The organism is Bradyrhizobium sp. TM239, from assembly GCF_036247985.1.
Classification (GTDB): domain Bacteria; phylum Pseudomonadota; class Alphaproteobacteria; order Rhizobiales; family Xanthobacteraceae; genus Bradyrhizobium; species Bradyrhizobium ottawaense.
The window spans coordinates 737,195-761,708 of the sequence record NZ_BTIR01000005.1; the positions used below are offsets into that span (position 1 = coordinate 737,195).

The 24,514-nt window shown below is 64.8% G+C and carries 24 protein-coding genes; 16 read left to right on the forward strand and 8 right to left on the reverse strand.

What is annotated here, in order from left to right:
* Positions 1-241 precede the first annotated feature (241 nt).
* The 6 genes from AABA84_RS12180 (at position 242) to AABA84_RS12205 (ending at position 6,581) form a co-directional block, all read left to right on the forward strand.
* Positions 242-517 (forward strand): DUF1127 domain-containing protein, encoded by a 276-nt coding sequence (locus AABA84_RS12180; RefSeq protein ID WP_338306572.1) that lies wholly within the window; start codon positions 242-244, stop codon positions 515-517.
* Between the two features lie 51 nt (positions 518-568).
* Entirely contained in the window at positions 569-1,093 is a 525-nt protein-coding gene (locus AABA84_RS12185) for a GNAT family N-acetyltransferase (RefSeq protein ID WP_338312165.1), read from the forward strand.
* A 100-nt stretch (positions 1,094-1,193) separates the two neighbouring features.
* Positions 1,194-2,063 carry a DUF1152 domain-containing protein gene (locus AABA84_RS12190; protein ID WP_338312201.1) on the forward strand — a complete coding sequence of 290 codons (870 nt, stop codon included), beginning with the start codon at positions 1,194-1,196 and terminating at the stop codon, positions 2,061-2,063.
* A gap of 114 nt (positions 2,064-2,177) precedes the next feature.
* On the forward strand, positions 2,178-4,487 hold the full coding sequence (locus AABA84_RS12195; protein WP_338312166.1) for a xanthine dehydrogenase family protein molybdopterin-binding subunit: 2,310 nt from the start codon (positions 2,178-2,180) through the stop codon (positions 4,485-4,487).
* 95 nt (positions 4,488-4,582) lie between these two features.
* Complete coding sequence (locus AABA84_RS12200) at positions 4,583-5,032, forward strand: cytochrome c (protein WP_212250577.1); 450 nt, start codon at positions 4,583-4,585, stop codon at positions 5,030-5,032.
* Between the two features lie 265 nt (positions 5,033-5,297).
* Positions 5,298-6,581 carry a cystathionine gamma-synthase family protein gene (locus AABA84_RS12205; RefSeq protein WP_338312167.1) on the forward strand — a complete coding sequence of 428 codons (1,284 nt, stop codon included), beginning with the start codon at positions 5,298-5,300 and terminating at the stop codon, positions 6,579-6,581.
* A 173-nt stretch (positions 6,582-6,754) separates the two neighbouring features.
* Here AABA84_RS12205 and AABA84_RS12210 read toward each other — a convergent pair whose 3' ends face one another.
* Positions 6,755-7,171 (reverse strand): CHRD domain-containing protein, encoded by a 417-nt coding sequence (locus tag AABA84_RS12210; protein ID WP_028143311.1) that lies wholly within the window; start codon positions 7,169-7,171, stop codon positions 6,755-6,757.
* Positions 7,172-7,327: 156 nt separating this feature from the next.
* Between AABA84_RS12210 and AABA84_RS12215 the strand changes: the two genes are divergently transcribed.
* Positions 7,328-8,254: a cytochrome c gene (locus AABA84_RS12215; RefSeq protein WP_338312168.1), complete on the forward strand. Its 927-nt coding sequence runs from the start codon at positions 7,328-7,330 to the stop codon at positions 8,252-8,254.
* Position 8,255: 1 nt separating this feature from the next.
* Here AABA84_RS12215 and AABA84_RS12220 read toward each other — a convergent pair whose 3' ends face one another.
* Together AABA84_RS12220 and AABA84_RS12225 are read right to left on the reverse strand one after the other, a co-directional pair.
* A complete protein-coding gene (locus tag AABA84_RS12220) occupies positions 8,256-8,501 on the reverse strand; it encodes an Lrp/AsnC ligand binding domain-containing protein (RefSeq protein WP_018317369.1) in 246 nt (81 codons plus the stop codon).
* Between the two features lie 95 nt (positions 8,502-8,596).
* Positions 8,597-10,579, reverse strand: coding sequence for a PAS domain S-box protein (locus tag AABA84_RS12225; protein ID WP_445083409.1), 1,983 nt, complete (start codon positions 10,577-10,579; stop codon positions 8,597-8,599).
* Positions 10,580-10,893: 314 nt separating this feature from the next.
* On the opposite strand from AABA84_RS12225, the gene thiD reads away from it, so the two are divergent.
* Positions 10,894-11,694 carry a bifunctional hydroxymethylpyrimidine kinase/phosphomethylpyrimidine kinase gene (thiD, locus tag AABA84_RS12230; RefSeq protein WP_338312170.1) on the forward strand — a complete coding sequence of 267 codons (801 nt, stop codon included), beginning with the start codon at positions 10,894-10,896 and terminating at the stop codon, positions 11,692-11,694.
* A gap of 79 nt (positions 11,695-11,773) precedes the next feature.
* Here the strand turns inward: thiD and AABA84_RS12235 are convergent, their stop codons facing one another.
* Positions 11,774-12,154 (reverse strand): DUF4267 domain-containing protein, encoded by a 381-nt coding sequence (locus tag AABA84_RS12235; RefSeq protein WP_212250568.1) that lies wholly within the window; start codon positions 12,152-12,154, stop codon positions 11,774-11,776.
* Positions 12,155-12,256: 102 nt separating this feature from the next.
* On the opposite strand from AABA84_RS12235, the gene AABA84_RS12240 reads away from it, so the two are divergent.
* From AABA84_RS12240 to AABA84_RS12255, 4 genes are all read left to right on the forward strand, one after another.
* Positions 12,257-12,865: a TetR/AcrR family transcriptional regulator gene (locus AABA84_RS12240; protein WP_338312171.1), complete on the forward strand. Its 609-nt coding sequence runs from the start codon at positions 12,257-12,259 to the stop codon at positions 12,863-12,865.
* A 221-nt stretch (positions 12,866-13,086) separates the two neighbouring features.
* Positions 13,087-13,899: a UDP-2,3-diacylglucosamine diphosphatase gene (locus AABA84_RS12245; protein ID WP_028143308.1), complete on the forward strand. Its 813-nt coding sequence runs from the start codon at positions 13,087-13,089 to the stop codon at positions 13,897-13,899.
* Positions 13,900-13,912: 13 nt separating this feature from the next.
* Positions 13,913-14,956: a glycosyltransferase family 4 protein gene (locus AABA84_RS12250; RefSeq protein ID WP_212250566.1), complete on the forward strand. Its 1,044-nt coding sequence runs from the start codon at positions 13,913-13,915 to the stop codon at positions 14,954-14,956.
* 62 nt (positions 14,957-15,018) lie between these two features.
* A complete protein-coding gene (locus tag AABA84_RS12255; protein ID WP_212250565.1) occupies positions 15,019-16,002 on the forward strand; it encodes a threonine/serine dehydratase in 984 nt (327 codons plus the stop codon).
* Between the two features lie 107 nt (positions 16,003-16,109).
* Here AABA84_RS12255 and AABA84_RS12260 read toward each other — a convergent pair whose 3' ends face one another.
* Complete coding sequence (locus AABA84_RS12260; protein WP_338312172.1) at positions 16,110-17,903, reverse strand: caspase family protein; 1,794 nt, start codon at positions 17,901-17,903, stop codon at positions 16,110-16,112.
* A 165-nt stretch (positions 17,904-18,068) separates the two neighbouring features.
* On the opposite strand from AABA84_RS12260, the gene AABA84_RS12265 reads away from it, so the two are divergent.
* Positions 18,069-18,512, forward strand: coding sequence for an RbsD/FucU family protein (locus AABA84_RS12265; RefSeq protein ID WP_338306564.1), 444 nt, complete (start codon positions 18,069-18,071; stop codon positions 18,510-18,512).
* 33 nt (positions 18,513-18,545) lie between these two features.
* Here AABA84_RS12265 and AABA84_RS12270 read toward each other — a convergent pair whose 3' ends face one another.
* Positions 18,546-18,863 carry an antibiotic biosynthesis monooxygenase family protein gene (locus AABA84_RS12270; protein WP_338312173.1) on the reverse strand — a complete coding sequence of 106 codons (318 nt, stop codon included), beginning with the start codon at positions 18,861-18,863 and terminating at the stop codon, positions 18,546-18,548.
* Between the two features lie 146 nt (positions 18,864-19,009).
* On the opposite strand from AABA84_RS12270, the gene AABA84_RS12275 reads away from it, so the two are divergent.
* Positions 19,010-19,366, forward strand: coding sequence for a hypothetical protein (locus AABA84_RS12275; RefSeq protein WP_338312174.1), 357 nt, complete (start codon positions 19,010-19,012; stop codon positions 19,364-19,366).
* A 204-nt stretch (positions 19,367-19,570) separates the two neighbouring features.
* On the opposite strand, the gene AABA84_RS12280 is transcribed toward AABA84_RS12275, so the two are convergent.
* On the reverse strand, positions 19,571-21,007 hold the full coding sequence (locus AABA84_RS12280; RefSeq protein WP_338312175.1) for a hypothetical protein: 1,437 nt from the start codon (positions 21,005-21,007) through the stop codon (positions 19,571-19,573).
* A gap of 75 nt (positions 21,008-21,082) precedes the next feature.
* Between AABA84_RS12280 and AABA84_RS12285 the strand changes: the two genes are divergently transcribed.
* Positions 21,083-22,279 (forward strand): MFS transporter, encoded by a 1,197-nt coding sequence (locus AABA84_RS12285; protein ID WP_338312176.1) that lies wholly within the window; start codon positions 21,083-21,085, stop codon positions 22,277-22,279.
* Here AABA84_RS12285 and dgcA read toward each other — a convergent pair.
* Complete coding sequence (gene dgcA / locus AABA84_RS12290) at positions 22,249-23,244, reverse strand: N-acetyl-D-Glu racemase DgcA (RefSeq protein WP_338312177.1); 996 nt, start codon at positions 23,242-23,244, stop codon at positions 22,249-22,251. The genes AABA84_RS12285 and dgcA overlap by 31 nt on opposite strands.
* A 134-nt stretch (positions 23,245-23,378) precedes the next feature.
* Here dgcA and AABA84_RS12295 point away from each other — a divergent pair, with 134 nt between their 5' ends.
* Entirely contained in the window at positions 23,379-24,512 is a 1,134-nt protein-coding gene (locus AABA84_RS12295) for an MlaE family ABC transporter permease (RefSeq protein ID WP_212250553.1), read from the forward strand.
* The last annotated feature ends 2 nt before the right edge of the window (positions 24,513-24,514 follow it).

Here is a 24,514-nt window from a genome sequence, read left to right on the forward strand (position 1 = left end):
CCAGGATGCACCCGACATTCGCACATCTCTTGATTTTGTGCGATCGCCGTGATAGGAAGCGCTCATGACTAAATGCTCGCGCACCATCAACCGCAACCACATGACCCGCTTCGGCTGGGCCGTGGAAGGAGTCGTGCGCTAGGATTTCGACGACGACATCTTTTCCACCAGGCCCCGCCGGCATCGGACGGGGCCTTTTGTTTGGCCACGCTCCCTGCCGGCTCAATAGCAGGAGCATCCGATGCCACCCCAACAGACGAACATCACATCCGCGACGGAGCGCGATGCCGCAGGGCTTCGCCTCGACTTCTCCATCGTCCTGAGCCTGCTCAGGCGCTACTGGCGTGCGTTTCAAGAGTGGCGGCCGCGCGCGCGGCTCACCTTGCGGGACCTGAGCGACAGGGAGCTGATGGACATCGGTCTGACGCGCGGCGAGATCGACGCCATCGCGCCTGAACGTGCCATCGAGAGGTTGAGAGATAGCACGAGGACTCTGTGGGGCCGCGGTGGGATGTGACAGGCCACCAATTCCTGCCGACCATTGCTGCGACAAGGAAAGGAGGCGATCATGATATCGCATGCTGCCCGCCCTCAGGCGGACGTGGAAATCCGACGATTGACGGTCGATGATCTCGACCTGTTTCGCGACATTCGCGCGGAAGCGCTTCGGACGCACCCTCAAACGTTCGGTTCTCCTGAAGAGGATGAGGGCGGGGAAGCGATGTTAGCGGCCTATCGCCGTTGGCTGGATGGAATGGTCCTCGGCGCATTCGAATGCGGGGGCTTAATGGGCGTCGCGGGCTTCTATGTCTCGCCAGATCGGCGATCGCAGCACAGGGGCCACATCTTCACGGTTTACGTGAGGGAGGAGGGCCGAGGTAAAGGGGTCGGAGATCGGCTCATCAAGGAGCTTCTTGCCCATGCCGAGGCACGCGTCGAGCAGGTGCATCTCGCCGTCCTGCTCGAATCGACCGCTGCAATCAACACCTACAAGCGTAACGGCTTTGAAATCTACGGTACCGATCCCGCCGCCGTCCGCATGGGAGAGGCCACCTACCACAAGTACTTTATGGTCAGGAAATTAGGTCATTAGCACCAATCTGGTTCGCCTATTCTGTCCATGCCTTGGGTTTCAAACATGATTCCGTTTCTTGAACGATTGAACGGCGCAACCAGCGTGCTCATTGCGGGCTGTGGCGGCGGCTTCGACGTCTTCGCTGGCTCAGCATCTGACGGCACGCGGCAAGCAGGTGGTGTTCGCCAGCTTATCCTTCACGAATTTGTGGTTGTGCGGCGGCGAGCGTGTCGGAGAGACGGTTTGGCGGGTCGATCAGCGCGCCGCCGAGATACCTTACTTCCCGGAGAATTGGCTGGCCGAATGGCTCGGCCGGCGCGAGCAACTCGTGCCGGTCTATGCCTTTGCGAAGAGTGGTGTGCGGCCGCTGGCAACGGCGTATCGCGCGATCATCGATCGTCATGACATCGACACGGTCGTTCTCGTGGATGGCGGTACGGACAGCATCGTATTCGGTGATGAGCCCGGCGTCGGCAGTGTTGTCGAGGACGCGGTCTCGCTCGTTGCCGCCGATCAGGCTGCGGGCGAAAACGTACTGCTGGCCGCTATCGGCTTCGGCGTCGATCACTATCACGGCGTCTCGCATCACGCCTTTCTGGAGAACGCCGCGCATCTGATTCGCGATGGAGGGTTTCTCGGTATGTTTTCGCTGTCGCAGGGCAGCAAGCAGGCCGATGCTTTCCTTGATCTCGTCGATTATGCCAACCAGCGCCAGCCGCAGCACCCGAGCATCGTCTGCAATTCGATCGCGAGTGCACTGCGGGGCGAGTTTGGCAACTATCATGCCACCAGCCGGACCAGCGGGAACGAGCTCTTCATCAGCCCGCTGATGACGCAATATTGGACGTTCCAGACCTCAGCGGTGGTTCGTCGCATGGCGTATGCGGGAGAGTTGGCTGAGACCGAACGTGCTGAGGACGCCCGCCGGATCATTGATCTTCACAGGGAAATGACCGAGCTGCGGCCTTTCCGTCCCATCCCGCTCTGACAGGCCTGGCTCGGGCCAAATCCTCGCGGCCCGCGTCGCCGGAAACCCGTTTGCCTTGCCAGTATTTCCACGGCAATATGCCGGCAAAACAACCATAGGACGGGACAAGAAAAAATGGCGGCTCCCATCAAGTTCGGCGTTGGCCAAAGTGTGCTGCGCAAGGAGGATGACGCGCTCATCCGCGGCAAGGGCCGCTATACCGACGATTATGCGCCGCAGGCCGCGCTGCGCTGCCTGATGCTGCGCTCCCCGCATGCGCATGCCAAATACACCATCGATGCGGGCCGCGCCCGCGGCCTGCCCGGCGTCGCGCTGATTCTGACCGCCGACGACGTCAAGGATCTCGGCAATCTGCCCTGCCTGTTCAATCTCGAGACCGATCCGTTCACCGGCCCGCCATACCCGATCCTCGCTGCGGGCGAGGTGCGCCATGTCGGCGATGCCGTCGCCTTCGTCGTCGCCGAGACCATCGACCAGGCCCGCGACGCGATCGAGGCGATCGACGTCAAATGGTCGCCCCTGCCGGCAGTGACCGGCGTCGTCAATGCCGTCAAGAAGGGCGCGCCGCAGGTGTGGCCCGACAAGGCCGGCAATGTGCTGTTCGACGTCTCGATCGGCGACAAGGCCGCAACCGAAGCCGCCTTCGCCAAGGCGCATGCGGTCGCCGAAATCTCCATCGTCAATCCGCGCGTGGTCGCGAGCTTCATGGAGACGCGCGCGGCCGTTTGCGAATACGACGCCAAGCGCGACCATCTGACGCTGACCGTCGGCAGCCAGGGCAGCCATCGCCTGCGCGACATCCTGTGCCAGAACGTGCTCAACATCCCGACCGACAAGATGCGGGTGATCTGCCCCGATGTCGGCGGCGGCTTTGGCACAAAGCTGTTTCCGTATCGGGAATATGCCCTCATGGCGGTCGCCGCGCGAAAACTGAAAAAGGCCGTGAAATGGGCGGCGGACCGCTCCGAGCATTTCCTTGGCGATGCGCAGGGCCGCGACAACGTCACCACCGCGAAGATGGCGCTGGCTGAGGACGGCAAGTTCCTCGCGATGGATTGCGACCTGATGGGCGACATGGGTGCGTATCTGTCGACCTTCGGCCCCTACATTCCCCATGGCGGCGCCGGCATGCTGCCGGGCCTCTACGACATCCAGGCCTTCCACTGCCGGGTGCGCACCATCTTCACCAACAGCGTGCCGGTCGATGCCTATCGCGGCGCGGGCCGGCCCGAAGCTGCCTATGTCATCGAACGTCTGGTCGACGCGTGCGCGCGAAAGCTCGACATGACGCCGGACGCCATCCGCCGCAAGAACTTCATTCCGCCGAAGGCGCTGCCCTACAAGACGGCCACGGGCAAGGTCTACGATTCCGGCGATTTCGCCGCGCATCTGAAGCGCGCGATGGAGATCGCGGAGTGGAAGGAGTTTTCCAAGCGCGCCAAGGCTGCCAAGAAGAGCGGCCTGATCCGCGGCATCGGGCTCGCGAGCTATGTCGAGATTTGCGGCGTGATGGGTGAAGAGACGGCCAATGTTCGCCTCGATCCCAATGGCGATGTCACTGTCCTCATCGGCACACAGTCGAGCGGGCAGGGCCACCAGACCGCCTATGCGCAGATCGTCGCCGAGCAGTTCGGCGTGGCGCCGGAGCGCGTCCACGTCCGCCAGGGCGACACCGACGAGATCGCCACCGGCCTCGGCACCGGCGGCTCGGCCTCGATTCCCTCGGGCGGCGTCAGCGTCGAGCGGGCGACGCGCGAGCTCGGCTCGAAGCTGAAGGAGATCGCGGCGCAGGCGCTGGAGGCCGGCGCCGGCGACCTCGAGATCTCGGAAGGCGTGGTGCGCATCGCCGGGACCGACCGTTCGATCTCGTTCGCCGATCTTGCCAAGCGCGCAAGCGCCGATCCGTCGAAGCTCAACGGCAGCGCGACCTTCGCCAGCGCCGACGGCACCTATCCCAACGGCACGCATGTGGCGGAGGTCGAGATCGATCCGGCCACCGGCATCATCAAGATCGTCAACTACGTGATCGTCGATGATTTCGGCAAGACGCTCAACCCGCTGCTGCTGGCCGGCCAGGTGCATGGCGGCGCCATGCAGGGCATCGGCCAGGCGCTGATGGAGCAGGTGGTCTATGGGCCCAATGACGGCCAGCTGATCACCGCGACCTTCATGGACTACGCGCTGCCGCGCGCGGCGGACGGTCCGGCTTTCGTGTTCGAGACCGCCAACGTCCCCTGCAAGACCAATCCGATGGGCGTGAAGGGGGCAGGCGAGGCCGGCGCGATCGGCTCCTGTCCGGCCATCGTCAACGCCATCGTCGATGCGCTGTGGCGCGAGTACAAGATCGACCACATCGACATGCCGGCAACGCCTGAGCGGGTGTGGATCGCCATCAGCGAGCACCATCGCCGTCACAGCCTCTAGGCGGCGATTCTTCCGCGGCGGGAATAAACGCTCGCTGCGGGGTTTCTATCCATGAATGGGCCCATCCTCACCTCTGCGAGCCGGAGACATTAGCAATGAAGCGAACGATGATTGTCGCGGGGACCATCCTGCTGGGTGCGGGCGCCGTGATGGCGCAGCAGGAGATCGCCGTTCAGCAGGACAATCTGATGCGCGGGATCGCCAAGAACCAGTACGGCATCATCCAGAAGATGACGAAGGGCGACATCCCCTATGACCAGAAAGCGGTTGATCAGGCCATCGCCAGCATGGAGGTCGATGTTGGCAAGATCGCCAAGACCTTCGAGGTCAATCCCAAGCAGGACGTGGTGAACGCGACCTATGGCGCCTCGCAAAAGGTCTGGCAGAACAAGGCCGATTTCGACTCCAAGATCCCGCCCGTGCAGAAGGCGATCGCCGATGTCAAGGGCAAGATCAAGGATGTCGCCAGCCTGAAGGCGGCCTATACCGCAATCAATGACCGCTGCAGCGATTGCCACGAGACATATCGGGTCAAGCTGAAATAGCGAGGCGCAATTCTCGCTCCATCCGGGCTACGGCGCCGATAAGGAATCGAAAAAGGCGGTTGCGAAAGCAGCCGCTTTTTTGCGCCGGCGCGAAGCGCGGCAGGAATTTATGTCCGCAAGGCCTGACGGATCGCTGTGAGAGCAGCTATCTTGGCTGCAGTCGCCGCGGCATTGACGTGAGCTGTTGGAAATTGGCGCATCTCGCTCCCGACGGCCTCATCAGGAGTTCCATGGCGCGGCTTCAAGCAGAACAGCGAGACAGGCCATGGCAAAACCGTTTCCGTCGAAGACCCACATCGGCAACCATATGCTGCATCCCGAAACCTTGATGCTGACCTATGGCTATGATCCGCAGCTGTCGGAAGGCGCCATCAAGCCGCCGGTCTTCCTGACCTCCACCTTCGTGTTCAGGACCGCCGATGACGGGCAGGACTTTTTCGATTTCGTCGCCGGCCGGCGCGAGCCGCCGGAAGGCATGGGCGCGGGCCTGGTCTATTCGCGCTTCAATCATCCCAACAGCGAGATCGTCGAGGACAGGCTCTCGATCTACGAGCGCACCGAGAGCTGCGCGCTGTTCTCCTCCGGCATGGCGGCCATCGCCACCACAATCCTGGCTTTCGTTCGCCCGGGCGACGTCATTCTGCACTCCCAGCCGCTCTATGGCGGGACGGAAACGCTGCTGACGAACACGCTGGCCCGCCTGTCGATCGGCGCCGTCGGCTTCGCCGATGGGATCGACGAAGCCGCCGTCAAGCAGGCCTCGGAGGAGGCCATGGGCAAGGGCCGCGTTTCGATGATCCTGATCGAAACCCCGGCCAACCCGACCAACGGCCTGGTCGATGTCGCCATGGTCCGCCGCATTGCCGATTCCATCGGAAAGGCCCAGGGACACACGCCGATCATCGCCTGCGACAACACGCTGCTCGGACCGGTATTTCAGCGGCCGATCGAGCATGGCGCCGACATTTCCCTATACTCGCTCACGAAATATGTCGGCGGTCATTCCGATCTGATCGCGGGTGCCGCGCTCGGCTCGAAGGCGCTGATGAAAGGCATCAAGGCGCTCCGCGGCGCCATCGGCACCCAGCTCGATCCGCATTCCTGCTGGATGATCAACCGCTCGCTCGAGACGCTGAGCCTGCGCATGGAAAAAGCCGATGCCAATGCGCGCCTCGTGGCGGATTATCTGCGCGATCACCCCAAGGTCGCCAAGGTCCACTATCTCGGTCATCACGAGGAGGCCTCGCCGGCCGGGCGTGTGTTCGCGCGGCAATGCCTGGGGGCGGGATCCACCTTCTCGTTCGACATCGTCGGCGGCAAGGACGCTGCGGTCAAATTCCTCAACGCGCTGCAGATCCTCAAGCTGGCGGTGAGTCTCGGCGGCACGGAATCGCTCGCGAGCCTGCCCGCGACCATGACCCATTCCGGCGTTCCGGCCGACATCCGCCGGAAAATCGGCGTGCTCGATTCCACGATCCGGCTCTCGATCGGCATCGAGAACCCCTCCGACCTGATCGCCGACCTCACGCAGGCGCTGAACGCGGCTTAAAGCATGATCCGGAAAAGTGCGCAGCGGTTTTCCGAAAAGATCATGCTTAAACAACAACCTAAAGCGCGATGACGATTCATCCTGATCGCATCGCGCTTTAGGCGCGGCCAGAATCGAAAAGGCCGGACGCCCCTCCTGCGCCCGGCCTTCACGCAACGAAGCAGCGTCGCGGCTTACTTCGTCACCTGACCGCGGATCTCGCCGCCCGGATTGGCCGCGGTGTGGATGTTGACGTAGAGCTTGCCGCCGAGCAGATCGGCAGCCTGCGCGTCGGTCAGCGTCGCTTCGCCCTTCACGGGGCTGGCGGTCGCATTCGGGATCGCGAGGGCGACGCCGGCGTTCTTGCCGGCCTCCGCGGGGCCGTGGAAATGGGCGGCGGTGGCGGGGCCGGACAGCCCGGAATAGGTAACCGTCCAGGACAGCTTCTTGCTGGCGGCATCATAGTCCAGATCGGCGGTTCCGGTGCCGCTGCTGGTCGTTGCCGGCACCTCGGACTTGCCGTCGAGCGTTGCTTTCAGCTTTTCGGCGCTGGCCGGACCTGCAAAAGCAACGGCACCGAGCGCTAAGGCGGCAATGACGGTCTTATTCATGACATTCTCCCTGCTGAACCCGTTCGGGCTGCCAGACTTTCCAACAGCCGGCATTTCAGTTTATTCCCGTTTCCGGCCAGGGCGGGCTAAATTCTTCGTGGCTGGAGCCGCGGCGACATCGGTCTTAGGTTCGCCGCGTCGAGTGAATGGATACCCATGTTGCAACGAACAATTCTCGCGGGGCTGCTCGCCGCGCTCGCTGCCGGCGTCGTCTATTGGTGGCTCAGCGCGCCGGTGGTGGCGGCTGTGGGCAACGCGCCGGCCCATGTGGCAAACCTTGCCAATGGCGAGGCGATGTTCAATGCCGGGGGCTGCGCGTCGTGCCACGCCACGCCCAACCAGCCCGACCGTGTCAGGCTCGGGGGCGGCGTCGCGATCAAGTCGCCGTTCGGAACGTTCTACGCGCCGAACATCTCCCCCGATCCGAACGACGGCATCGGCAAATGGACCGACGCCGACTTCGTCAACGCGGTGATGCACGGGGTTTCGCCAGGCGGGCAGCATTATTTTCCCGCCTTCCCCTATACGTCCTATCAGCACGCAAGGCGCGAGGACGTGCTCGATCTCTTTGCCTATCTGAAGACGCTGCCGCCTGTGGCCGGCAAGGTGCGCGACCACGACGTCGGCTTTCCCTTCAACATCCGCCGCAACATCGGCGTCTGGAAATTCCTGTTTCTGCACGACAAGCCGCTCGTTGCCGACGGCACCAAGTCGCCGCAATTCAATCGCGGCGCCTATCTCGTCAACAGCTTTGGCCATTGCGCCGAATGCCATAGCCCGCGCAACGCGCTCGGCGGCATCATCGCAGGCCAGCGCTTTGCCGGCGGGCCCAATCCGGAAGGCGAGGGCTGGGTGCCCAACATCACCCAGAAGCGCCTCGGCGAGTGGAGCGCGAAGGATCTTGCCTATTTCCTCAAAACCGGCGAATTGCCCGACGGCGACAGCGTCGGCGGCGCGATGAGGCGTGTGATCAAGAACACCTCGCAATTGTCCGACGCGGATATTGCGGCGATGGCGGACTATCTCAAATCGCTGCCGCCGGTCGATGGTCCGCCGCGGCCCAAGCCCAAGGAAGCTGGTTAGCTTAGCTGGCGCCGAACGCCTTGAAGGTGATGATGGTGAGGGTGTCCTGGATGCCCGGCAGCACCTGCACCTTCTCGTTGACGAAGTGGCCGATGTCGGTGTCCTTGTCGACGTAGAACTTCACCAGGAGGTCGTATTGGCCGGCCGTGGAGTAGATCTCGGAAGCGATCTCGGCTTCGGCAAGCGCATTGGCGACCGTATAGGACTGGCCGAGCTTGCATTTGATCTGGACGAAAAAAGGAACCATCGCGGGCACTCCGAAAGCGTATCTGGCGGCTAATAGGCCAAACCCGGCACCATTTAGCAAGCGGACTTGCCGGCCACCAGATGCCGGTCCGGCGCCTAGGAAGTCACCACGGCCGCGGCGAATGCGTCTCTGAGCCGCTGGGCGAGCTCGACCTTGCGATAGGGCTTGGTCAGCACGATCGCCTGCGCATGCGCGTGGCCCTGCTCGACCAGGGTCTCCAGCGCGTAGCCCGAGGTGAACAGGACCGGCAGGCCGGGACGAATCCGCCGCGCCTGGTCGGCGAGCTCCCAGCCGCTCATGCCGCCGGGCATCACGATGTCGGTGAACAGCATGTCGATACCGGGATCGGTGCGCAGCTGCTGCAAGGCCTCCTTGCCGTTGACCGCGGCAACGACGCGATATCCGAGAGCTTCCACCCTGCGAATGGCGGAGGAGCGAACGAACGGATCGTCCTCGGCGATCAGGATCGTCTCGTATCCTCGCGGCGCCGCGTCCTCGCCATCGGAAAGCTCGGTGTGCGATGATCCGATGTCCGCGCGCGGCAGATAGATCCGGACCGTCGTCCCAAGGCCTGGCTCGCTGTAGATCGTGACATGGCCATTGGATTGCTTGGCGAAGCCATAGACCATGCTGAGGCCGAGGCCCGAGCCCTTGCCGACCTCCTTGGTGGTGAAGAACGGCTCGAAGGCGCGCCGGGTGACCTCCGGCGTCATGCCTTCGCCGTCGTCGGTGATCGAGATCAACACGTAAGCCCCGGATGCGACTTCGGGGTGAAGGGCGCGATAGTCGTCGTCGAGCGCGGTCAACTCCGTGCTCAAGGACAGGTGACCACCGGCCGGCATCGCATCCTGTGCGTTGAGCGCAAGGTTGAGCACGGCGGATTCGAGCTGGGCGCGATCCGCAAAGGCCACGATCGTGCCGGCCCCGGAGGCCGTCCTGATCTCGATGTCTTCGCGCAAGGTGCGCTTGAGCAGCTTGAACATGGACTCGAGCAGGCCCCGGCAATCGATCGTCTGGGGCTGCAGCAACTGCCGGCGACTGAACGCGAGCAGTCGCTGCGTCAGCTCGGCACCCCGCTCGCCCGACTGGCAGATGTCGTCGGAAAAGCGGCGCAGGTCTGGCCTGGCCTTGAGCTGCTCGCTCAGATGCTCGGCGTTGCCGATGATGACGGTGAGCAGATTGTTGAAGTCGTGGGCGATGCCGCCGGAGAGCTGACCGACCGTCTCCATCTTCTGCGCCTGCTGGAGCTGCTGCTCGGTCAGCTTGCGTGTGGTCAGGTCGTGGACGATGCCGACGAAGATCAATTCGCCGTCCTGCCGGGTCCGGCCGACCGACACGTCCATCGGAAAGGTCGATCCGTCCTTGCGCAGGCCAATGGCCTCGCCGGCGGTCGCCAAATGCCTTGCGTGGCTGTCGGGCGCGGTGCCCGCCTCGGGCATCAGCATCCTGACGTTCCGGCCCATCACCTCGTCGGCGGAGTAGCCGAACAAGCGCTCGCAGGCCGGATTGAACAGCAGGATATGGTCCTGCGCGTCGAACAGGATGACCCCGTCGACCGCGGTCTCGACGATCGCGGTGAGGCGCGCCACGCTCTCGCGCATCGCGCGCTGGGCGTCGCTGACCTGTTGGAGCAGCAGCGTCGCGTCCCGGCTCTTGATTTCCTCCTCCTCGAGCGCGGCCTGGACCTGCCGCAACTCGAACGGCGAGGGGATCGTCAGGATCTTCGGCAGCAGCGGCCAGAGCGCGCCCGCCGTGACCACGGACGCCACCGCGGTCGCCGCCTTGACCATGCCCTCGATGCCATAGACCGGGACCCAGAGCGTGTAGATCGACAGCACATGGGTCAGGCCGCACGCCATGATGAAGATCGCGAAGGCCCAGTAGACCCAGCCGAACTTGAGGTCGCGCCGCTTGGTGACCAGGATCGCAAGGGCAAACGGAATCGAAAAATAGGCGGCGGCGATGCAGGCGTCGGAAACGACGTGAAGCCAGATCAGCTCAGGCTCCCACAACAGGCAGATGCCGTGCGGCGACAGCATGGACGAGTCGAGGAGACGTTCAAAAAAGGCCCACATCATTCCACCCCAAGATTCCGTTCCAGGCGGCTTGCGGGCCGGGCGCCCGCAACATGGGTGTCGCTGGACAGTTCCACTCTGACGTCTCGCTCATCGGCGAAGCACGTGAGGTTCGAGACTATACCAAGGGTCCGGCGCGGTTGCATTTTCAAGTCCGCACGATTGCGGGGCGTGCCGGCCCGCTGTTTGCCTGATTCGCAGGGAGCACACGGCGTCGCGAATCACCGTCGGACACGGCTCGGCGGCGCTTGCCGGTGTTCCACGGCCGCGCTAGGACAGGCCATGGCGGTGTCCTTATCCAGCAAATGTGCCCGGCGATGACGACCCCGGTCGCACTCACCATTGCCGGCTCCGATTCGAGCGGCGGCGCCGGCATCCAGGCCGACCTGAAGACCTTTGCCGCGCTCGGCGTCTATGGCGCCTCCGCCATCACCGCGCTGACGGCTCAGAACACGCGCGGCGTCACCGGCATTCATGCGGTGCCGGCCGAATTCGTCACCGCGCAGATCGATGCGGTGTTCTCCGATCTCGACATTGGCGCGGTGAAGATCGGCATGGTGGCGCAAGTCGCCAGCATCGATGCGATCGCGGCCGCGCTGTCGCGCTGGGCGCCCGGACATGTCGTGCTCGATCCCGTGATGGTGGCGACCTCCGGCGACCGCCTGCTGGCATCCGAGGCCGTCGACGCCCTGCGCACGAAACTGATACCGCTGGCGTCGGTGATCACGCCCAATCTGCCGGAGGCCGCGGCTCTCCTCGACGAGCCGGTCGCGGCAAGCGAGGCCGAGATCGAAAGCCAGGGGCATCGCCTGCTGGCGCTCGGCTGCCGTGCGGTCCTGATCAAGGGCGGGCACGGCGAGGGCGCCGAGAGCACCGATTATCTCGTCGATGCCCAAAACACGATCGCGCTCGCCGCGCCGCGCGTTGCGACCCGCAACACCCATGGCACCGGCTGCTCGCTGTCCTCGGCGGTCGCGGCGGAGCTCGCCAAGGGCGAAGATCTGGAGCTTGCCGTGCGCAACGCCAAGGCCTGGATCAGCGCGGCGATCGCGGCCGCCGACCGCTTCAGCGTCGGGCACGGCCACGGCCCGATCCATCATTTCCATAGGTTTTACTGACCCGCAGTGAACGGTGCGCCAGCTTGTTTCCGCAACAGGCTGCGGCCGTCAGGACGAGGTCCATGCGAGGGCGATCATCTCAGGACACGTCCATCATCAAGGGGATGGATGCCAGGACCATGAGCGCCGCCGTGACACCATGAATGCCGAACGCGGTTCTCTTGGAGCCGTTGGCCGCAAGAATGAGCAGCATGTCGCCAATTGGGATGACGGCTTCAACAAACAGAACGATGCCGACCCCGCGGGGGAAGCCCCATGCCATCAACGCCAAGACGGTTAGTCCCGACGCGATGTCGCGAACGCCCTTGAGACGAAGCCACCAGGCGACGTTGGGGCCGTCTTCTGGCAGCGGTAGACCGAAACTGTGTGTCGCGGTCCGCGGGCTCAGGATATAGCCGCTGCCGATCACGATGATCGCAAGCGCCACAAGCAGTGCAGTTCCAAGCGAAAGCCAATGCATTTCAACTCATCCATTCCACCTCTTCAAAATATCTAGCATTGCTAGATTATCAAGTAACGATATTGTGGACAGTGATGGGCATCTGTTCCGGGAGATCGAAGCTTGGGGATTGCTGAGCGAAAAGACAGGCAAAGGGCGGAACGCGAGAACCGTATCATCGCCGCAGCCCGCGCGGTCGCCGAGCGTGAGGGATGGAGCGCTGTTACGATCCGTCGCCTGGCTGACGAGATCGAACATAGTCAGCCCGTGCTCTATTCGCATTTCGAAAACAGGGATGCGATCGTTGCTGCAGTTGCGGTCGAAGGCTTCCGGGAGATCACGACGGCTCTGCGGGAAGCGGCGAGCGGATCGTCCGGACAAAACGCAATAAAGAATGTTGCGCTGGCCTATCTCGCCTTCGCACGACGTCATCCTGCACTCTATGAGGCCATGTTCGTCCTTCCGACGAATTTGCGGTTCGCCGAAGCTGGAAGCAGGCCGGAACTGCACGGCGCCTTTCAGGCCCTTGCCGCGGTCGTCATGCCATTTTGCGTCGACGTCGCTCTCGTGACCGAGACCTTTTGGGCTGCCCTGCACGGGCTCGCTGAACTCGAAGGTTCGGACCGAATTAGGCCCGGCGCGCGCGACGAGCGCATCGCACTGGTGGTTCGGGCCATCGTCGGGGCCCCAAACGGCAAACCTGCCCGCGGATCACGTCGATCGGCTGAATGACTGTCTTGGCCCATCGTTTAACGGGCTTTTGAGGTCCGATCCCGGTCGTTTGCCGCGCCGGGCCTCTTGCGCGATCCCGCTGCGGCGTCATGTCGCCTGATTGTCGCATGCGACTGATATTCGCGGGGAGGGCGAGGCAAAGCGTGATTCGTATTTGAAGGTGCCTCGAAGGTTCAATTGGTCATCCCCCTGTCACGGGACATTGTTACAGGCTGGCGCGCATGGGAAGCTACGATGTGAGTGACGAGAGCCCGGAGCGGCGCTTTCGCACGTTGTTCATCTCCGACGTTCATCTTGGAGCCCGCGGTTCTCAAGCCGATCTTCTGCTCGACTTCCTGCGCTACCATGATGCCGACACGATCTATCTCGTCGGCGACATCGTCGACGGCTGGGCGCTGAAATCGAGCTGGAACTGGCCGCAATCCCACAACGACCTCGTGCAGAAGCTGCTGCGCAAGGCGCGCAAGGGCGCCAAGGTCGTCTACATCCCCGGCAATCACGACGAGTTCCTGCGCAACTATTACGGCACGCATTTCGGCGGCATCGACGTGGTCGAGAACACCGTCCACACCGGCGTGGATGGCAAGCGTTATCTCGTCATCCATGGCGACATCTTCGACCTCGTGGTGCAGAACGCGCGCTGGCTCGCCCATCTCGGCGACAAGGCCTACGACTTCGCGATCCAGATGAATCGCTTCGTCAACTTCTTCCGCCGCTTGTTCAAGGTGCCCTATTGGTCGCTGTCGCAATGGGCCAAGCAGAAGGTCAAGAACGCCGTCAATTACATCGGCGCGTTCGAGCAGGCGCTCGCCGCCGAGGCGCGACGCCACGACGCCGACGGCGTGATCTGCGGCCACATCCATTACGCCGTGATCCGCGACGAGGGCGGCATCCGCTACATGAATTGCGGCGACTGGGTCGAGAGCTGCACGGCGCTCGTCGAGCACGACGACGGCCATTTCGAGATCATCACCTGGGCGGATCATTTGCAGAAGCCGGCAGCCGTCCCGCAGGTCGCAGCTCGAGCTGCATAACAGAGGTCGCCTGATGCGCATCCTGGTCGCGACCGACGCCTGGCACCCGCAAGTCAACGGTGTGGTTCGGACGCTGACCAAGCTCGCCGACGCCGCGGAGGCGCTCGGCGTCGAATTCAAATTCCTGACGCCGCAATCGTTCCGCACCTTTGCGATGCCGAGCTATCGCGACGTGCGGCTGGCGATGCCCCGTCCCGCACGCATCGCAAAGCTGATCGAGGAGGCGCGCCCCGACAGCATCCACATTGCGACCGAAGGGCCGATCGGCCTGATGGTCCGTCGCTATTGCCGCCAGCGCAGGCTGCCGTTCACGACCAGCTTCCACACCCGCTTTCCCGAATATGTCCGCGCCCGCGTGCCGGTGCCGGGCTCGCTGATCTGGCGGGCGCTGCGCCGCTTCCATGCACCCAGCCGCGCCGTGATGGCGGCAACGCCTGCGCTCGCCCGCGAGCTGACCGAGCGTGGTTTCGACAATGTCGTGCTGTGGCCGCGCGGCGTCGACACCCATCTGTTCCACCCCCGCGCCATCGACCTTTGCCTGCCGGCACCGGTGTTCCTGTCGGTCGGCCGCGTCGCGGTGGAGAAGAATCTCGAGGCCTTCCTCGATCTCGAGCTGCCCGGGACCAAGGTGATCGTCGGCGACGGCCCCGCGCGCGCCTCGCTCGAAGAGGCCTATCCCGATGCGATCTTCCTCGGCGAGAAGCACGGCGAGGCGCTGGCGGACATCTACGCGGCCGCCGACGTCTTCGTGTTCCCGAGCAAGACCGACACGTTCGGCCTGGTGCTGCTGGAAGCGCTCGCAAGCGGCCTGCCGGTGGCCGCCTTCCCGGTGAAGGGCCCCCGCGACGTGATCGGCGATGCCCCGGTCGGCGCGCTCGATCACGACCTGCGCAGCGCCTGCTTCGCGGCGCTGGACATTTCCCGGCAGGACTGCGTCGCGTTCGCCGCCAATTACACGTGGGAAGCCTCGGCGAGGGCCTTTGTGGCCAGCATTGAGGCGGTCGGCGCGGTGCTGCCAGGCCGGAACGCCGCGGAACAGCCACGCTTCGTCGCCTGAAGAGAAAAATCCTCGCGCGGAGGTGTCTTGCCCGCGCTGCGGTGGCCGCGATAAGGTCTGATATGACCGAACAGCTCCTCCCGATCGGCCCTGCCGATATCGACGCCGCAGCGCGCGTGATCGCGCCCTACGCCATCCGCACCCCGCTGTTGTCCTTTCCCGTGCTCAACGAGCGCGTCGGCGCCAAGGTCTTCCTGAAGCCGGAGATGCTCCAGCGCACCGGCTCGTTCAAGTTCCGCGGCGCCTTCAACAAGGTGTTCTCGATCCCGCAGGACAAGCGCGCCGGCGGTGTCGTCGCGTTCTCCTCCGGCAACCACGCCCAGGGTGTGGCGGCGGCGGCAAAGATCCTCGACATGCAGGCGACCATCGTGATGCCGGCGGATGCGCCGCTGTCGAAGCGCGAGCGCACCAAATCCTACGGCGCCGAGGTCGTGCTCTATGATCGCGACAAGGACGACCGTGAGGCGATCTCGCGCGGCATCGCCGAGAAGCGCGGCGCGACGCTGGTCAGGCCTTACGACGATCCCTTCGTGATCGCAGGGCAGGGCACCGCCGGCCGCGAGATCGCGGAGGACATGGCAACGCTCGGTCTCAGCCCCGACATCGTGGTGGCGCCGGCGTCCGGCGGCGGCCTGATCGCGGGCGTCGCAACCGCCGTGAAGGCGCGCTATCCGCTGGCCGAAATCGTGGTGGCCGAGCCCGAGGCGTTCGACGATCACGGCCTTTCGCTGACGGCGGGCCATCGCGAGCCGCATGGGCCCGCGGGCCGCACCATCTGCGACGCACTGATGGCGCTGATCCCCGGCGAGATGACCTTTGCGATCAACAGCAAGCTGCTGGCGCGCGGCGTCACGGCGTCGGACAAGGAAGTCGGCGCCGCCGTCGCGTTCGCCTATCGCGAGCTGAAGCTCGTGGTCGAGCCCGGCGGTGCCGTCGGCCTCGCCGCACTGCTTGCGGGACGTCTTGATGTAGCCGGCAAGAACGTCGTCATCGTGCTGTCAGGCGGCAATGTCGATGCGGATTTGTTTGCGGAGCTGGTGGCCTAGCCGTCATTCCGGGGCTCGCCAAGCGAGAGCCCGGAACGAGCAAGAACCGACATGAAGAAGGGGCAGAGCGTTTCCGCTCTGCCCCTTTGTCGTTTCGCTGATCGCGATCAGTGCATGAAGCCGCGGTGGTTGTTGCCGCCATTGTTCATGCTTGGCGCCTGGTTCATCGACTGGCGGAAGTTGTTGCCGCCGTTGCTGACGTTGCGGTTCGTGGTGTTGAACTGCGGACGGTTGTTGTTCTGGACCTGCACCTTGTTCACCGGGTTGTTGTTGGGCTTCACGATACCGGTGTTGCCGTTGTTGACGCGGATCGGGTTGTTCTGCGTCTGGACGTTGACCGGCTTCGCCTCGACCTTCGTGCCGCCCTTGCCGACATTCACCGGCATGCTGACGATCTTGCCGGGGGTGCCGTTGCCGGCGTCCGGCTTGTTGTTGCCCGCGGGCAGGGTCACGATCTTGCCGATGCCGCCATTGTTGGTGGTCGTGTTGGTCGGCGCAGGCAGGGTGACGATCTTGCCCGGGGTCTGCGACGGCGTGCCGTTCGGCTGGTTGTTGCCTGAAGGCAGGTTGCCGATCTGGCCGCCATTGCCGAGCTTGCCGATGACATTGCCGTCGACCGGCTTCTGCACGATCGGCAGATTGCCGTTGATCTGACCACCGCCATTACCCTGCTGCAGCGGCATGTACTTCGGCTGGCCGAGATTGCCGATCTTGAAGGTCGGAGCAATGTTCTGCGGCGCCAGGAACTTGGTCGCCTGCATCAAGGGGATCTGCTTCGGCTGCGTCTGCAGCTTCAGCGCCATTTGCGCATAGGGGCTGTTGCCGTAGCTGTCGTAGAAGCTCTTGTAGGCAACCGGCGAATTCACCAGCACCGCCTTGTGCCAGGCCTGCGAGAGCAGGATGTTGTTGAGCAGCCAACGGACGTGGTCGCACAGCGGGTCGTGCGGATACATCTGGATGAACTCCTGATAATATTCCGGCCGGCCCTCGGACACGACGTAGTCATAGGCTTGACGCGTCGAGCGGCTCGGCAGGTTGGAGGCCATCTGCACCACCGGCGTATTGACGGGCGCGCGGTTGGCGGCAACCGCGGTGTCGCCGAAGAAGGTGAAGTCCGAGGTCAGCGAGGAGCTCTCCCACGGGATCTGCGCGCCGCTGGTGGACTGGTTCACCTGCAGGCGGACCCGCTTGAACAGCTGCTCGATCGGCACGTTGGGTTCGCGCGCGACGTTCAGGAACGCCTGCGTATACGGGCTGTGGCCGCCGGTGCCGTCGAGCGCTTCAGCGCCCGGCGCGGTCGAGTAACCGACGATCGAGCCGTTCGGCGCGTCGACGATGGCAAGGCCGCGACCGGCGTCATTGACGGTCGGGAACGGGTTGTTGCGGCAGGCATCGAGAATGACGATGCGCATGCGGCTCGGGATCGTCTCCAGCGTCGACATCACGTCGACGAGACGCACCGAATTGTTGACGAGCTCGGTCTGGCTCGAAACCTTGGCATCGACGGGAACGAGATAGTTCTCGCCGGCGAGCTGCACGCCGTGACCGGCGTAATAGACCATCGCCACCGTGTTCGGACCGCGCGCGGACACTTTTGCGGAAAAGTCCTGCACCACGCGGAGCATGTCGTTCTGGGTCAGGTCGGTCGCTGCAACCACCTCGAAGCCGGCGGAGTTCAGGAACTGCGCCATCGACTGCGCGTCATTGTCGGGATTGGCGAGTTGCGGCGCGTTCTGGTAGTTCGAATTGCCGATCACCAGCGCCACCCGCTGCTCCGGGCCCTGCAGCGCGGTGGGGGCCGGCTCGACCGGGGCAACTTGCGCGGAAACGGGGCCGCAGGCGAAGCCGAACAGGCTTCCCACAAGGCTGGCCGTCATCAGGAAAGGTCTTAGGCGGAACATGGCGTGCTCCTTTGGCACTGATCTCGATGCGAGATTGGTTGCGGGGGAGCCTCGCCGCGTTCGAGCTTGAAGTCCGTGATCCCTCTCACCATGGTGGCCCTGCGTGATCTGAATCACGCTCGGAACCTGCTATGGTGAGCGATCGATAAGGGGAACCGCCGTCACATGCTGAAGTCGATCGATCCCATCCTGACGCCCGACCTGCTCTGGCTGCTGGCCTCCATGGGCCATGGCGACGATCTCGTGGTCGTCGACGCCAACCATCCGGCCACGCACATCGCCCGCAGCACGTCGTCGCAGCGCCTGATCCAGCTGCCGGGCATGACGATGGAGACGGCCGTCCGCGCCATCATGACGCTCTATCCGCTCGACGATTTCGATCCCGATCCGGTGCGCGTGATGGCGCCGGTCGACGATCCCGACCGCGTCCCAGACGTGCAGCGGGCCGTGCTGGCCGAGATCGAGCGCGCGGTCGGACGCGCCGTTGCTCCCGGCAAGCTCTCGCGTCCGGATTTTTACCGCGCGGCGGCGACGGGCTTCGGCGTGGTGCAAGTCGGCGACAGCCGAGGCTATGGCTGCTTCCTGATCAGGAAGGGTGTGATCAGCTAGCTGACGCTGCGATACGGTGACGCGGGGGACGTCTCAGGCGTGCTCGAAGGGTCCGACTTCGCGGATCACCTTGCAGATCTGCAGGAAGCCGCTGGCGTAGAATTCGGCATGTCCACGCTTCATCGTCTCGACGTGCTCCGGGTGCGTGCGCCAGGCTTCGAGCGCTTCCTCCGAGGCAAACCGGAACACGGTGAGTTCCTCGCCGTCCTCGGCCTTGAAGGACTTCAGCGACAGAAAGCCCGGCATGCGGCTGACGATGTCGTACATGCGCCCGCCCAATCGGTCGTGCTCGTCGACGGAGGCGCCGTCCCGCAGCTTCAGGTCACCCATCACAATCACTTCGCCGATCATGTTTCCCCTCGTGGTTGATCGCATTCTTGCCGTTCGATCTCCTGTTCGTTCGCGTGATGGCTTTTGTTACATCGCGACCCGGTTTCGATCAAATTTGCACTCGAAATTGAATGGTCATCGCGCGATCGACTGTCTATGGTCGATCCATGTCTCGCCTTGTGTGTCTGTTTGTTGCTCTCATCGTGTCGCTGCCGTCCGCAGCTCCGGCGGAATCCCTCAAGAAGCGGCCGGTGCCCGTCTGGCGCGGCTACGGCTTCCTGCCGGGTTATCGCCAGCCGCTGAGCAACAGCATTCCGCTCTACAAGCAGAAGGACGCGATGCGCCGAATGTCGCGCGCCGACCGGCGCCATTGGTACATCGACCCTGTGCCGCAATATTACCGCTGGGACGGCGAGTGGCATTATTTCGGCCGCCCCGGCTTCAACGGCGGCCGCTACAACGGCGGCAGTTTTGGTCCGTGCTGGACCCGCACGCCGATCGGTGCGGTGTGGAATTGCGGGTGATTGCGTGACGCTCGCAATGACGATGTAGAGAGAGTGTGCACCTCTTCCCCGCTCTCGTGCCCCGGACGCAGCGCAGCGCTTCTTCAGCGGTGCGCTGCTGAGCCGGGGCCCATGTGGCAGCGGCGAGCATGGTCTCTGGGTCCCGGCGCTACGCTGCATCGCTTGCGCGTTGCAGCTTGTCCGGGACATGAGGGTGATTGAGCCTTACGAGAAGAACGCGATCTTCTCGGCCTGGGTCATGCGGCGGATCGGGGCGAGGGGATCGTTGGCCGGCGCGCGGGGCTTTTGCAGAATGCCGCTGGCCAGGATGGTGGCGCCGAGCGAGGTCTCGGGCAAGGCAGCAGACAAGGGCGTGGGCGTCGGCAGCGACGTTGTCGGCGCTGCGGCGAAATTCGCGGTCGCGGCCATGGCCGGGGCCTGCTGCTCCATCACCTCGGCGGCGGCCTCCGCGATGGCGTCGGTGAGGCGCGCGAGCGAGTCCATCGCGATCGGCGCGTGGGCGGGCTCTTCCACCATTGGAGCGGCGACCGGCTGAGGCGCGATCGGCTCGGCAAGCTCTGCGGCAATGGGCGCTGCGGCCTCCGCCACCATCGGCTCCGGAATGACCGCTTCCATCTCGACCGGCGCGATGATCTCGTCGAAATCAGGATCGGGCGCGGCCATCTCCAGCGCGATGGCCTCCAGCACCGCGTCGTCCTCGGCCTGCGCGGCTGCATCGAGCGCGAACGCGTCAGCGACTTCCGCGAAGCCGACGGTGTCCGTGGCTGGCTCCTCAAACGAGACGGCTTCGGGCGCGACGTCTTCAGGCGCGACTTGGTCCAGCGCGGCACTCTCGACAGCCGTCTGGCTCTCGGCCGCACTCTCCGGCACGACGGCGGCGTCCATTGCCTGCTCGGTCTCGGCGAACGCTTCGGTGGCGACGATCGCTCCAACGGCTGCTTCGGGCTCGGCAGCCGCGGCGGCATCCTGCGGCGGCTCCGTAAAAGCCACGGGTGCTTCGCTCGCCATCGCAGCGGGCGCGGTCTCGGCAGGCGGAGCTTCGGCGGCGGATGACGGCGCCTCCTGCACCGGAGCGGACGCGGGAGACGCCGCCTGCGGCGTTGCGCCGCCGTCGGTCTGCTCTACCCGATCCCTCAAGAGATCGAATGCGGCTTTGAGCTCGACGCGGGGGTCGATGGTCGAAATCTGTCCGCAGGCGGCCTCGATCGAGGCGAGCTGCGAATCAATGAGGTCGCAGATTCGCCCGTCGGCGCCGATCTCGCGCCAGCGCCAGGAGATCTCCTTGATGATGCGCACGCCGCGCGGGATCGCGGCGAGGCTCGTCTCGATCGCAGCGGGATCGAAGGCGGCGACGGCGATCGTCTCGGCCTCGCGGATCGCGCGGCGGATCTCGACCAGGGCTTCGGGCAGGCGGTCCTCGACGACGGGTTGCCGCTGCGCCGCAAGGGTTTCTTCGATTTTCGCGACCGCGTCGAGCACCATGCTCGTGTCGGCGTTGCGGTTGCGCTTGGCGTATTCGCCGAGGAACCAGCGGCCGCGCGCCGTCTCCATGAAGGCTTCGCGGATCGCGTCGTAATCCTGCTCGTTCGGCTCGGCCGCGCGGGCAGACATGGGCGAAAGGGCGAATGCTTCGTTGGCCATTGCGATCTCGTCGCGCAAATCACCGCGCGTTACAGTAACGATCACCACGATATCGACCGAATCGCAATTGGTTTGATGGCACCCGAATCACAAATCCCCACGCCAGCATCGGCGAAACGGCGATTCGCCGTCAGCCTCGCCCTGTTCTATTCGGCTGTCTTCGCGGTCTCGGGCACGCATCTGCCGTTCTTTCCGGTGTGGCTGAAGGCGATCGGCGTCGACGCGGGCTGGATCGGGCTCATCAACGCGCTGCCGGCGATCACGCGCTTCACCACGCTGCCGCAAGTGACCGCCTTCGCCGAAAAGCGACATGCCATTCGCGCCGGCATGATGGTGTCGGTGCTGGCGACCGCGATCGGCTTTACGGCGGTCGGCCTGCAGCAGCAGCCGCTGGCGCTGTTCCTGATCTACGCGGCTACCTGCATGATGTGGACGCCGACGATGCCGCTGACCGATGCCTATGCGCTGCGCGGCGTCGCCCGTTATGGCCTCGATTACGGACCCTTGCGGCTGTGGGGCTCGGCGGCCTTCGCCGCCGGCTCGCTCGCCTGCGGCTATCTCGTCGACAGCATCGCCGCGCGTGATCTGATCTGGGTCATCGTCGCATGGGCCGTCGTTGCGGTCGCAGCCGGCCTGCTGCTTCGGCCGCTGGACGATGTCAGGCGCAAGACCACGGAGAGACATGCCGGCAAGGCGCTGCTGCGCGATGCCGGCTTCTGGGCCGTCATCGTCTCGGCCGCGCTGATTCAGGGCAGCCACGTCGCCTACTACACCTTCTCGGCCATCAACTGGCAACTCCATGGGATCAGCGGGCTCACGATCGCGGGCCTGTGGACGCTGGGCGTGATCGCGGAGATCGTGGTGTTCGCGCTGTCGCCGCGCTTCTCGCTGCATCCATCCACGATGATCGCGATCGGAGGCTCGAGCGCCGTGCTGCGCTGGATCGTCACTGCCAATGAGCCGCCGCTCGCGCTGCTCGCGATCGTGCAGCTCGGCCACGGCCTCAGCTTCGGCATGACCGTCGTCGGCACGATGAATCTCCTGGTGCAGCGCGTGCCCTCGCATCAGATCGCGCGGGGGCAGGGCTACCACGCCGCGTGCAGCGGACTGCTCAGCGCTGCGACCTCGATCGCGTCAGGCGCGATCTACGCCCGCATCGGCGACGGCTTGTATTACGTGATGGCTGCGATGGCCGCGGCCGGCGCGCTTCTGATCTGGTCGGCGCGGCACCGGCTCAATTCTCAGCCCCAGAGCGAAGCGTCCGGCGGATAGACCAGGCTGTCGTCATAACGCAGGCCGTGATCGCGATCGCGCGCCAGCAGCAAGGGGCCATCGAGATCGACGAAGCGCGCCTGCGGCGTCACCAGCATCGCGGGGGCCATCGACAGCGAGGTCGCGACCATGCAGCCGATCATGATCTCGAAGCCGAGCGCCTGCGCGGCGTCCGCCATCGCGAGGGCCTCGGTGAGGCCGCCGGTCTTGTCGAGCTTGATGTTCACCGCGTCGTAGCGGTCGCGCAAGGGGGCCAGCGACGAGCGGTCATGCACGCTCTCGTCGGCGCAGACCGCGAGCGGCCGCTTGATCCGCGCCAGCGCCTCGTCCTTGCCCGCGGGCAGTGGCTGCTCCACGAGGGTGACGCCAGCCGCGTCGCAGGCGGCGAGATTGTGCGCCAGATTGGCCTCGGTCCAGGCCTCGTTGGCATCGACGATCAGCTCGGATTCGGGAGCGGCCTTGCGCACCGCGGCGATCCGCTCGGGATCGCCGTCGCCGCCGAGCTTGATCTTGAGCAGCGGCCGGTGCGCCGCATTGGCGGTGGCGGCGGCCATGGCCTCGGGGGTCCCTAACGAGATCGTGTACGCCGTGGTGCGCTCGCCCGGCACCGGGCGACCCAGCAGGTTCCAGGCCCGCCGGCCCGCCGCCTTGGCCTCGAGATCAATCAGGGCGCAGTCCAGGGCGTTTCGGGCCGCACCGGGCGCCATGGCGGCCTGGAGGGCTTGCCGCGTCAGCCCGTCCGCGACGGCCTGTTGCATCGCCTGGATGGCGGCAAGCGTCGCCTCGGGCGTCTCGCCATAGCGGGGATAGGGCACGCACTCGCCGCGGCCGGTCAGCCCGTCCCGGCAGACCTCCGCCACGACAGTCACAGCCTCGGTTTTGGCCCCCCGGCTGATGGTAAAGCTGCCCGCGATCGGGAAGCGCTCGATTCGCGCCGCCAGGGCAGCAAATTTCATGGAAGTCATTTTGAACTCTGGCGAAATCTGAACCTGCTAGTTACCTCTAGCAACTAACATTAACCACTTGGGGATACCTTCTCTGGGTAAGGGCGCGTGCGCAACTATCTGATTTTCTCCGCCCCGGCACGGGAGCGGACATCTTGAACAGCGATCCGAAGCTGGAACGGATTGCCAAGGGCAACGCGCTGGCACTCTGCGCCACCGGGACCTGGACCGCGAGCTTCGCGCCGGTCCTGGAGCGGATGGTGGCCGACGCCGAGAAGCTCGCCGGCGGTCCGCAAAGCATCTTCATCGACGTCTCCGAGGTCGCCAAGCTCGACACCTTTGGCGCCTGGCTGATCGAGCGGCTGCGCCGCAGCCTGACCCAGGGCGCCGTCGAGGCGCAGATCGCGGGTCTCTCGGCCAATTATTCCAGCCTCGTGGACGAGGTGCGGCGGGTCAGGGCGACGGCCGTGGTCGACAGCGGCACGGTGACCATCACCGGCATGCTGGAGCAGATCGGCCGGGCCGTGGCCGGCGTCGGCGGCACGGTCGCGGGTCTCGTCGACATGCTCGGCGCCGTGCTCGCGGCAGGATTTCGCGTCCTGATCCATCCGCGCTCGTTGCGCCTGACCTCGACCGTGCATCACATGGAGCAGGTCTGCTGGCGCGCGGTGCCGATCATCGTGCTGATCACCTTCCTGATCGGCTGCATCATCGCCCAACAGGGCATCTTCCATTTCCGCCGGTTCGGCGCCGACATCTTCGTCGTCGACATGCTGGGCGTCCTGGTGCTGCGCGAGATCGGCGTGCTCCTTGTCGCGATCATGGTCGCGGGCCGCTCGGGCAGCGCCTACACAGCCGAGCTCGGCTCGATGAAGATGCGCGAGGAGATCGACGCGCTGCGCACCATGGGCTTCGATCCGATCGAGGTGCTGGTGCTGCCGCGCATGATGGCGCTGGTGCTGGCGTTGCCGATCCTGGCCTTCCTCGGCGCGATGGCCGCGCTCTATGGCGGCGGGCTCGTCGCCTGGCTTTATGGCGGGGTCGAGCCCGAGGCCTTCCTGCTGCGCTTGCGCGACGCCATCTCGATCGACCATTTCATCGTCGGCATCGTCAAGGCGCCGGTCATGGCGGCCGTGATCGGCATCGTCGCCTGCGTCGAGGGCCTCGCCGTGCAGGGCAGCGCGGAATCGCTCGGGCAGCACACGACGTCGTCCGTCGTGAAAGGCATCTTCTTCGTCATCGTGATGGACGGCGTGTTCGCCATCTTCTTCGCCGCGATCGGGATGTGACG

Coding starts and splice junctions, on each gene's coding strand:
- AABA84_RS12180 (WP_338306572.1), top strand. CDS start 242: ATGCCACCCCAACAGACGAACATCACATCCGCGACGGAGCGCGATGCC.
- AABA84_RS12185 (WP_338312165.1), top strand. CDS start 569: ATGATATCGCATGCTGCCCGCCCTCAGGCGGACGTGGAAATCCGACGA.
- AABA84_RS12195 (WP_338312166.1), top strand. CDS start 2,178: ATGGCGGCTCCCATCAAGTTCGGCGTTGGCCAAAGTGTGCTGCGCAAG.
- AABA84_RS12200 (WP_212250577.1), top strand. CDS start 4,583: ATGAAGCGAACGATGATTGTCGCGGGGACCATCCTGCTGGGTGCGGGC.
- AABA84_RS12205 (WP_338312167.1), top strand. CDS start 5,298: ATGGCAAAACCGTTTCCGTCGAAGACCCACATCGGCAACCATATGCTG.
- AABA84_RS12210 (WP_028143311.1), bottom strand. CDS start 7,171: ATGAATAAGACCGTCATTGCCGCCTTAGCGCTCGGTGCCGTTGCTTTT.
- AABA84_RS12215 (WP_338312168.1), top strand. CDS start 7,328: ATGTTGCAACGAACAATTCTCGCGGGGCTGCTCGCCGCGCTCGCTGCC.
- AABA84_RS12220 (WP_018317369.1), bottom strand. CDS start 8,501: ATGGTTCCTTTTTTCGTCCAGATCAAATGCAAGCTCGGCCAGTCCTAT.
- AABA84_RS12225 (WP_445083409.1), bottom strand. CDS start 10,579: ATGATGTGGGCCTTTTTTGAACGTCTCCTCGACTCGTCCATGCTGTCG.
- thiD (WP_338312170.1), top strand. CDS start 10,894: ATGACGACCCCGGTCGCACTCACCATTGCCGGCTCCGATTCGAGCGGC.
- AABA84_RS12235 (WP_212250568.1), bottom strand. CDS start 12,154: ATGCATTGGCTTTCGCTTGGAACTGCACTGCTTGTGGCGCTTGCGATC.
- AABA84_RS12245 (WP_028143308.1), top strand. CDS start 13,087: ATGGGAAGCTACGATGTGAGTGACGAGAGCCCGGAGCGGCGCTTTCGC.
- AABA84_RS12250 (WP_212250566.1), top strand. CDS start 13,913: ATGCGCATCCTGGTCGCGACCGACGCCTGGCACCCGCAAGTCAACGGT.
- AABA84_RS12255 (WP_212250565.1), top strand. CDS start 15,019: ATGACCGAACAGCTCCTCCCGATCGGCCCTGCCGATATCGACGCCGCA.
- AABA84_RS12260 (WP_338312172.1), bottom strand. CDS start 17,903: ATGTTCCGCCTAAGACCTTTCCTGATGACGGCCAGCCTTGTGGGAAGC.
- AABA84_RS12265 (WP_338306564.1), top strand. CDS start 18,069: ATGCTGAAGTCGATCGATCCCATCCTGACGCCCGACCTGCTCTGGCTG.
- AABA84_RS12270 (WP_338312173.1), bottom strand. CDS start 18,863: ATGATCGGCGAAGTGATTGTGATGGGTGACCTGAAGCTGCGGGACGGC.
- AABA84_RS12275 (WP_338312174.1), top strand. CDS start 19,010: ATGTCTCGCCTTGTGTGTCTGTTTGTTGCTCTCATCGTGTCGCTGCCG.
- AABA84_RS12280 (WP_338312175.1), bottom strand. CDS start 21,007: ATGGCCAACGAAGCATTCGCCCTTTCGCCCATGTCTGCCCGCGCGGCC.
- AABA84_RS12285 (WP_338312176.1), top strand. CDS start 21,083: ATGGCACCCGAATCACAAATCCCCACGCCAGCATCGGCGAAACGGCGA.
- dgcA (WP_338312177.1), bottom strand. CDS start 23,244: ATGACTTCCATGAAATTTGCTGCCCTGGCGGCGCGAATCGAGCGCTTC.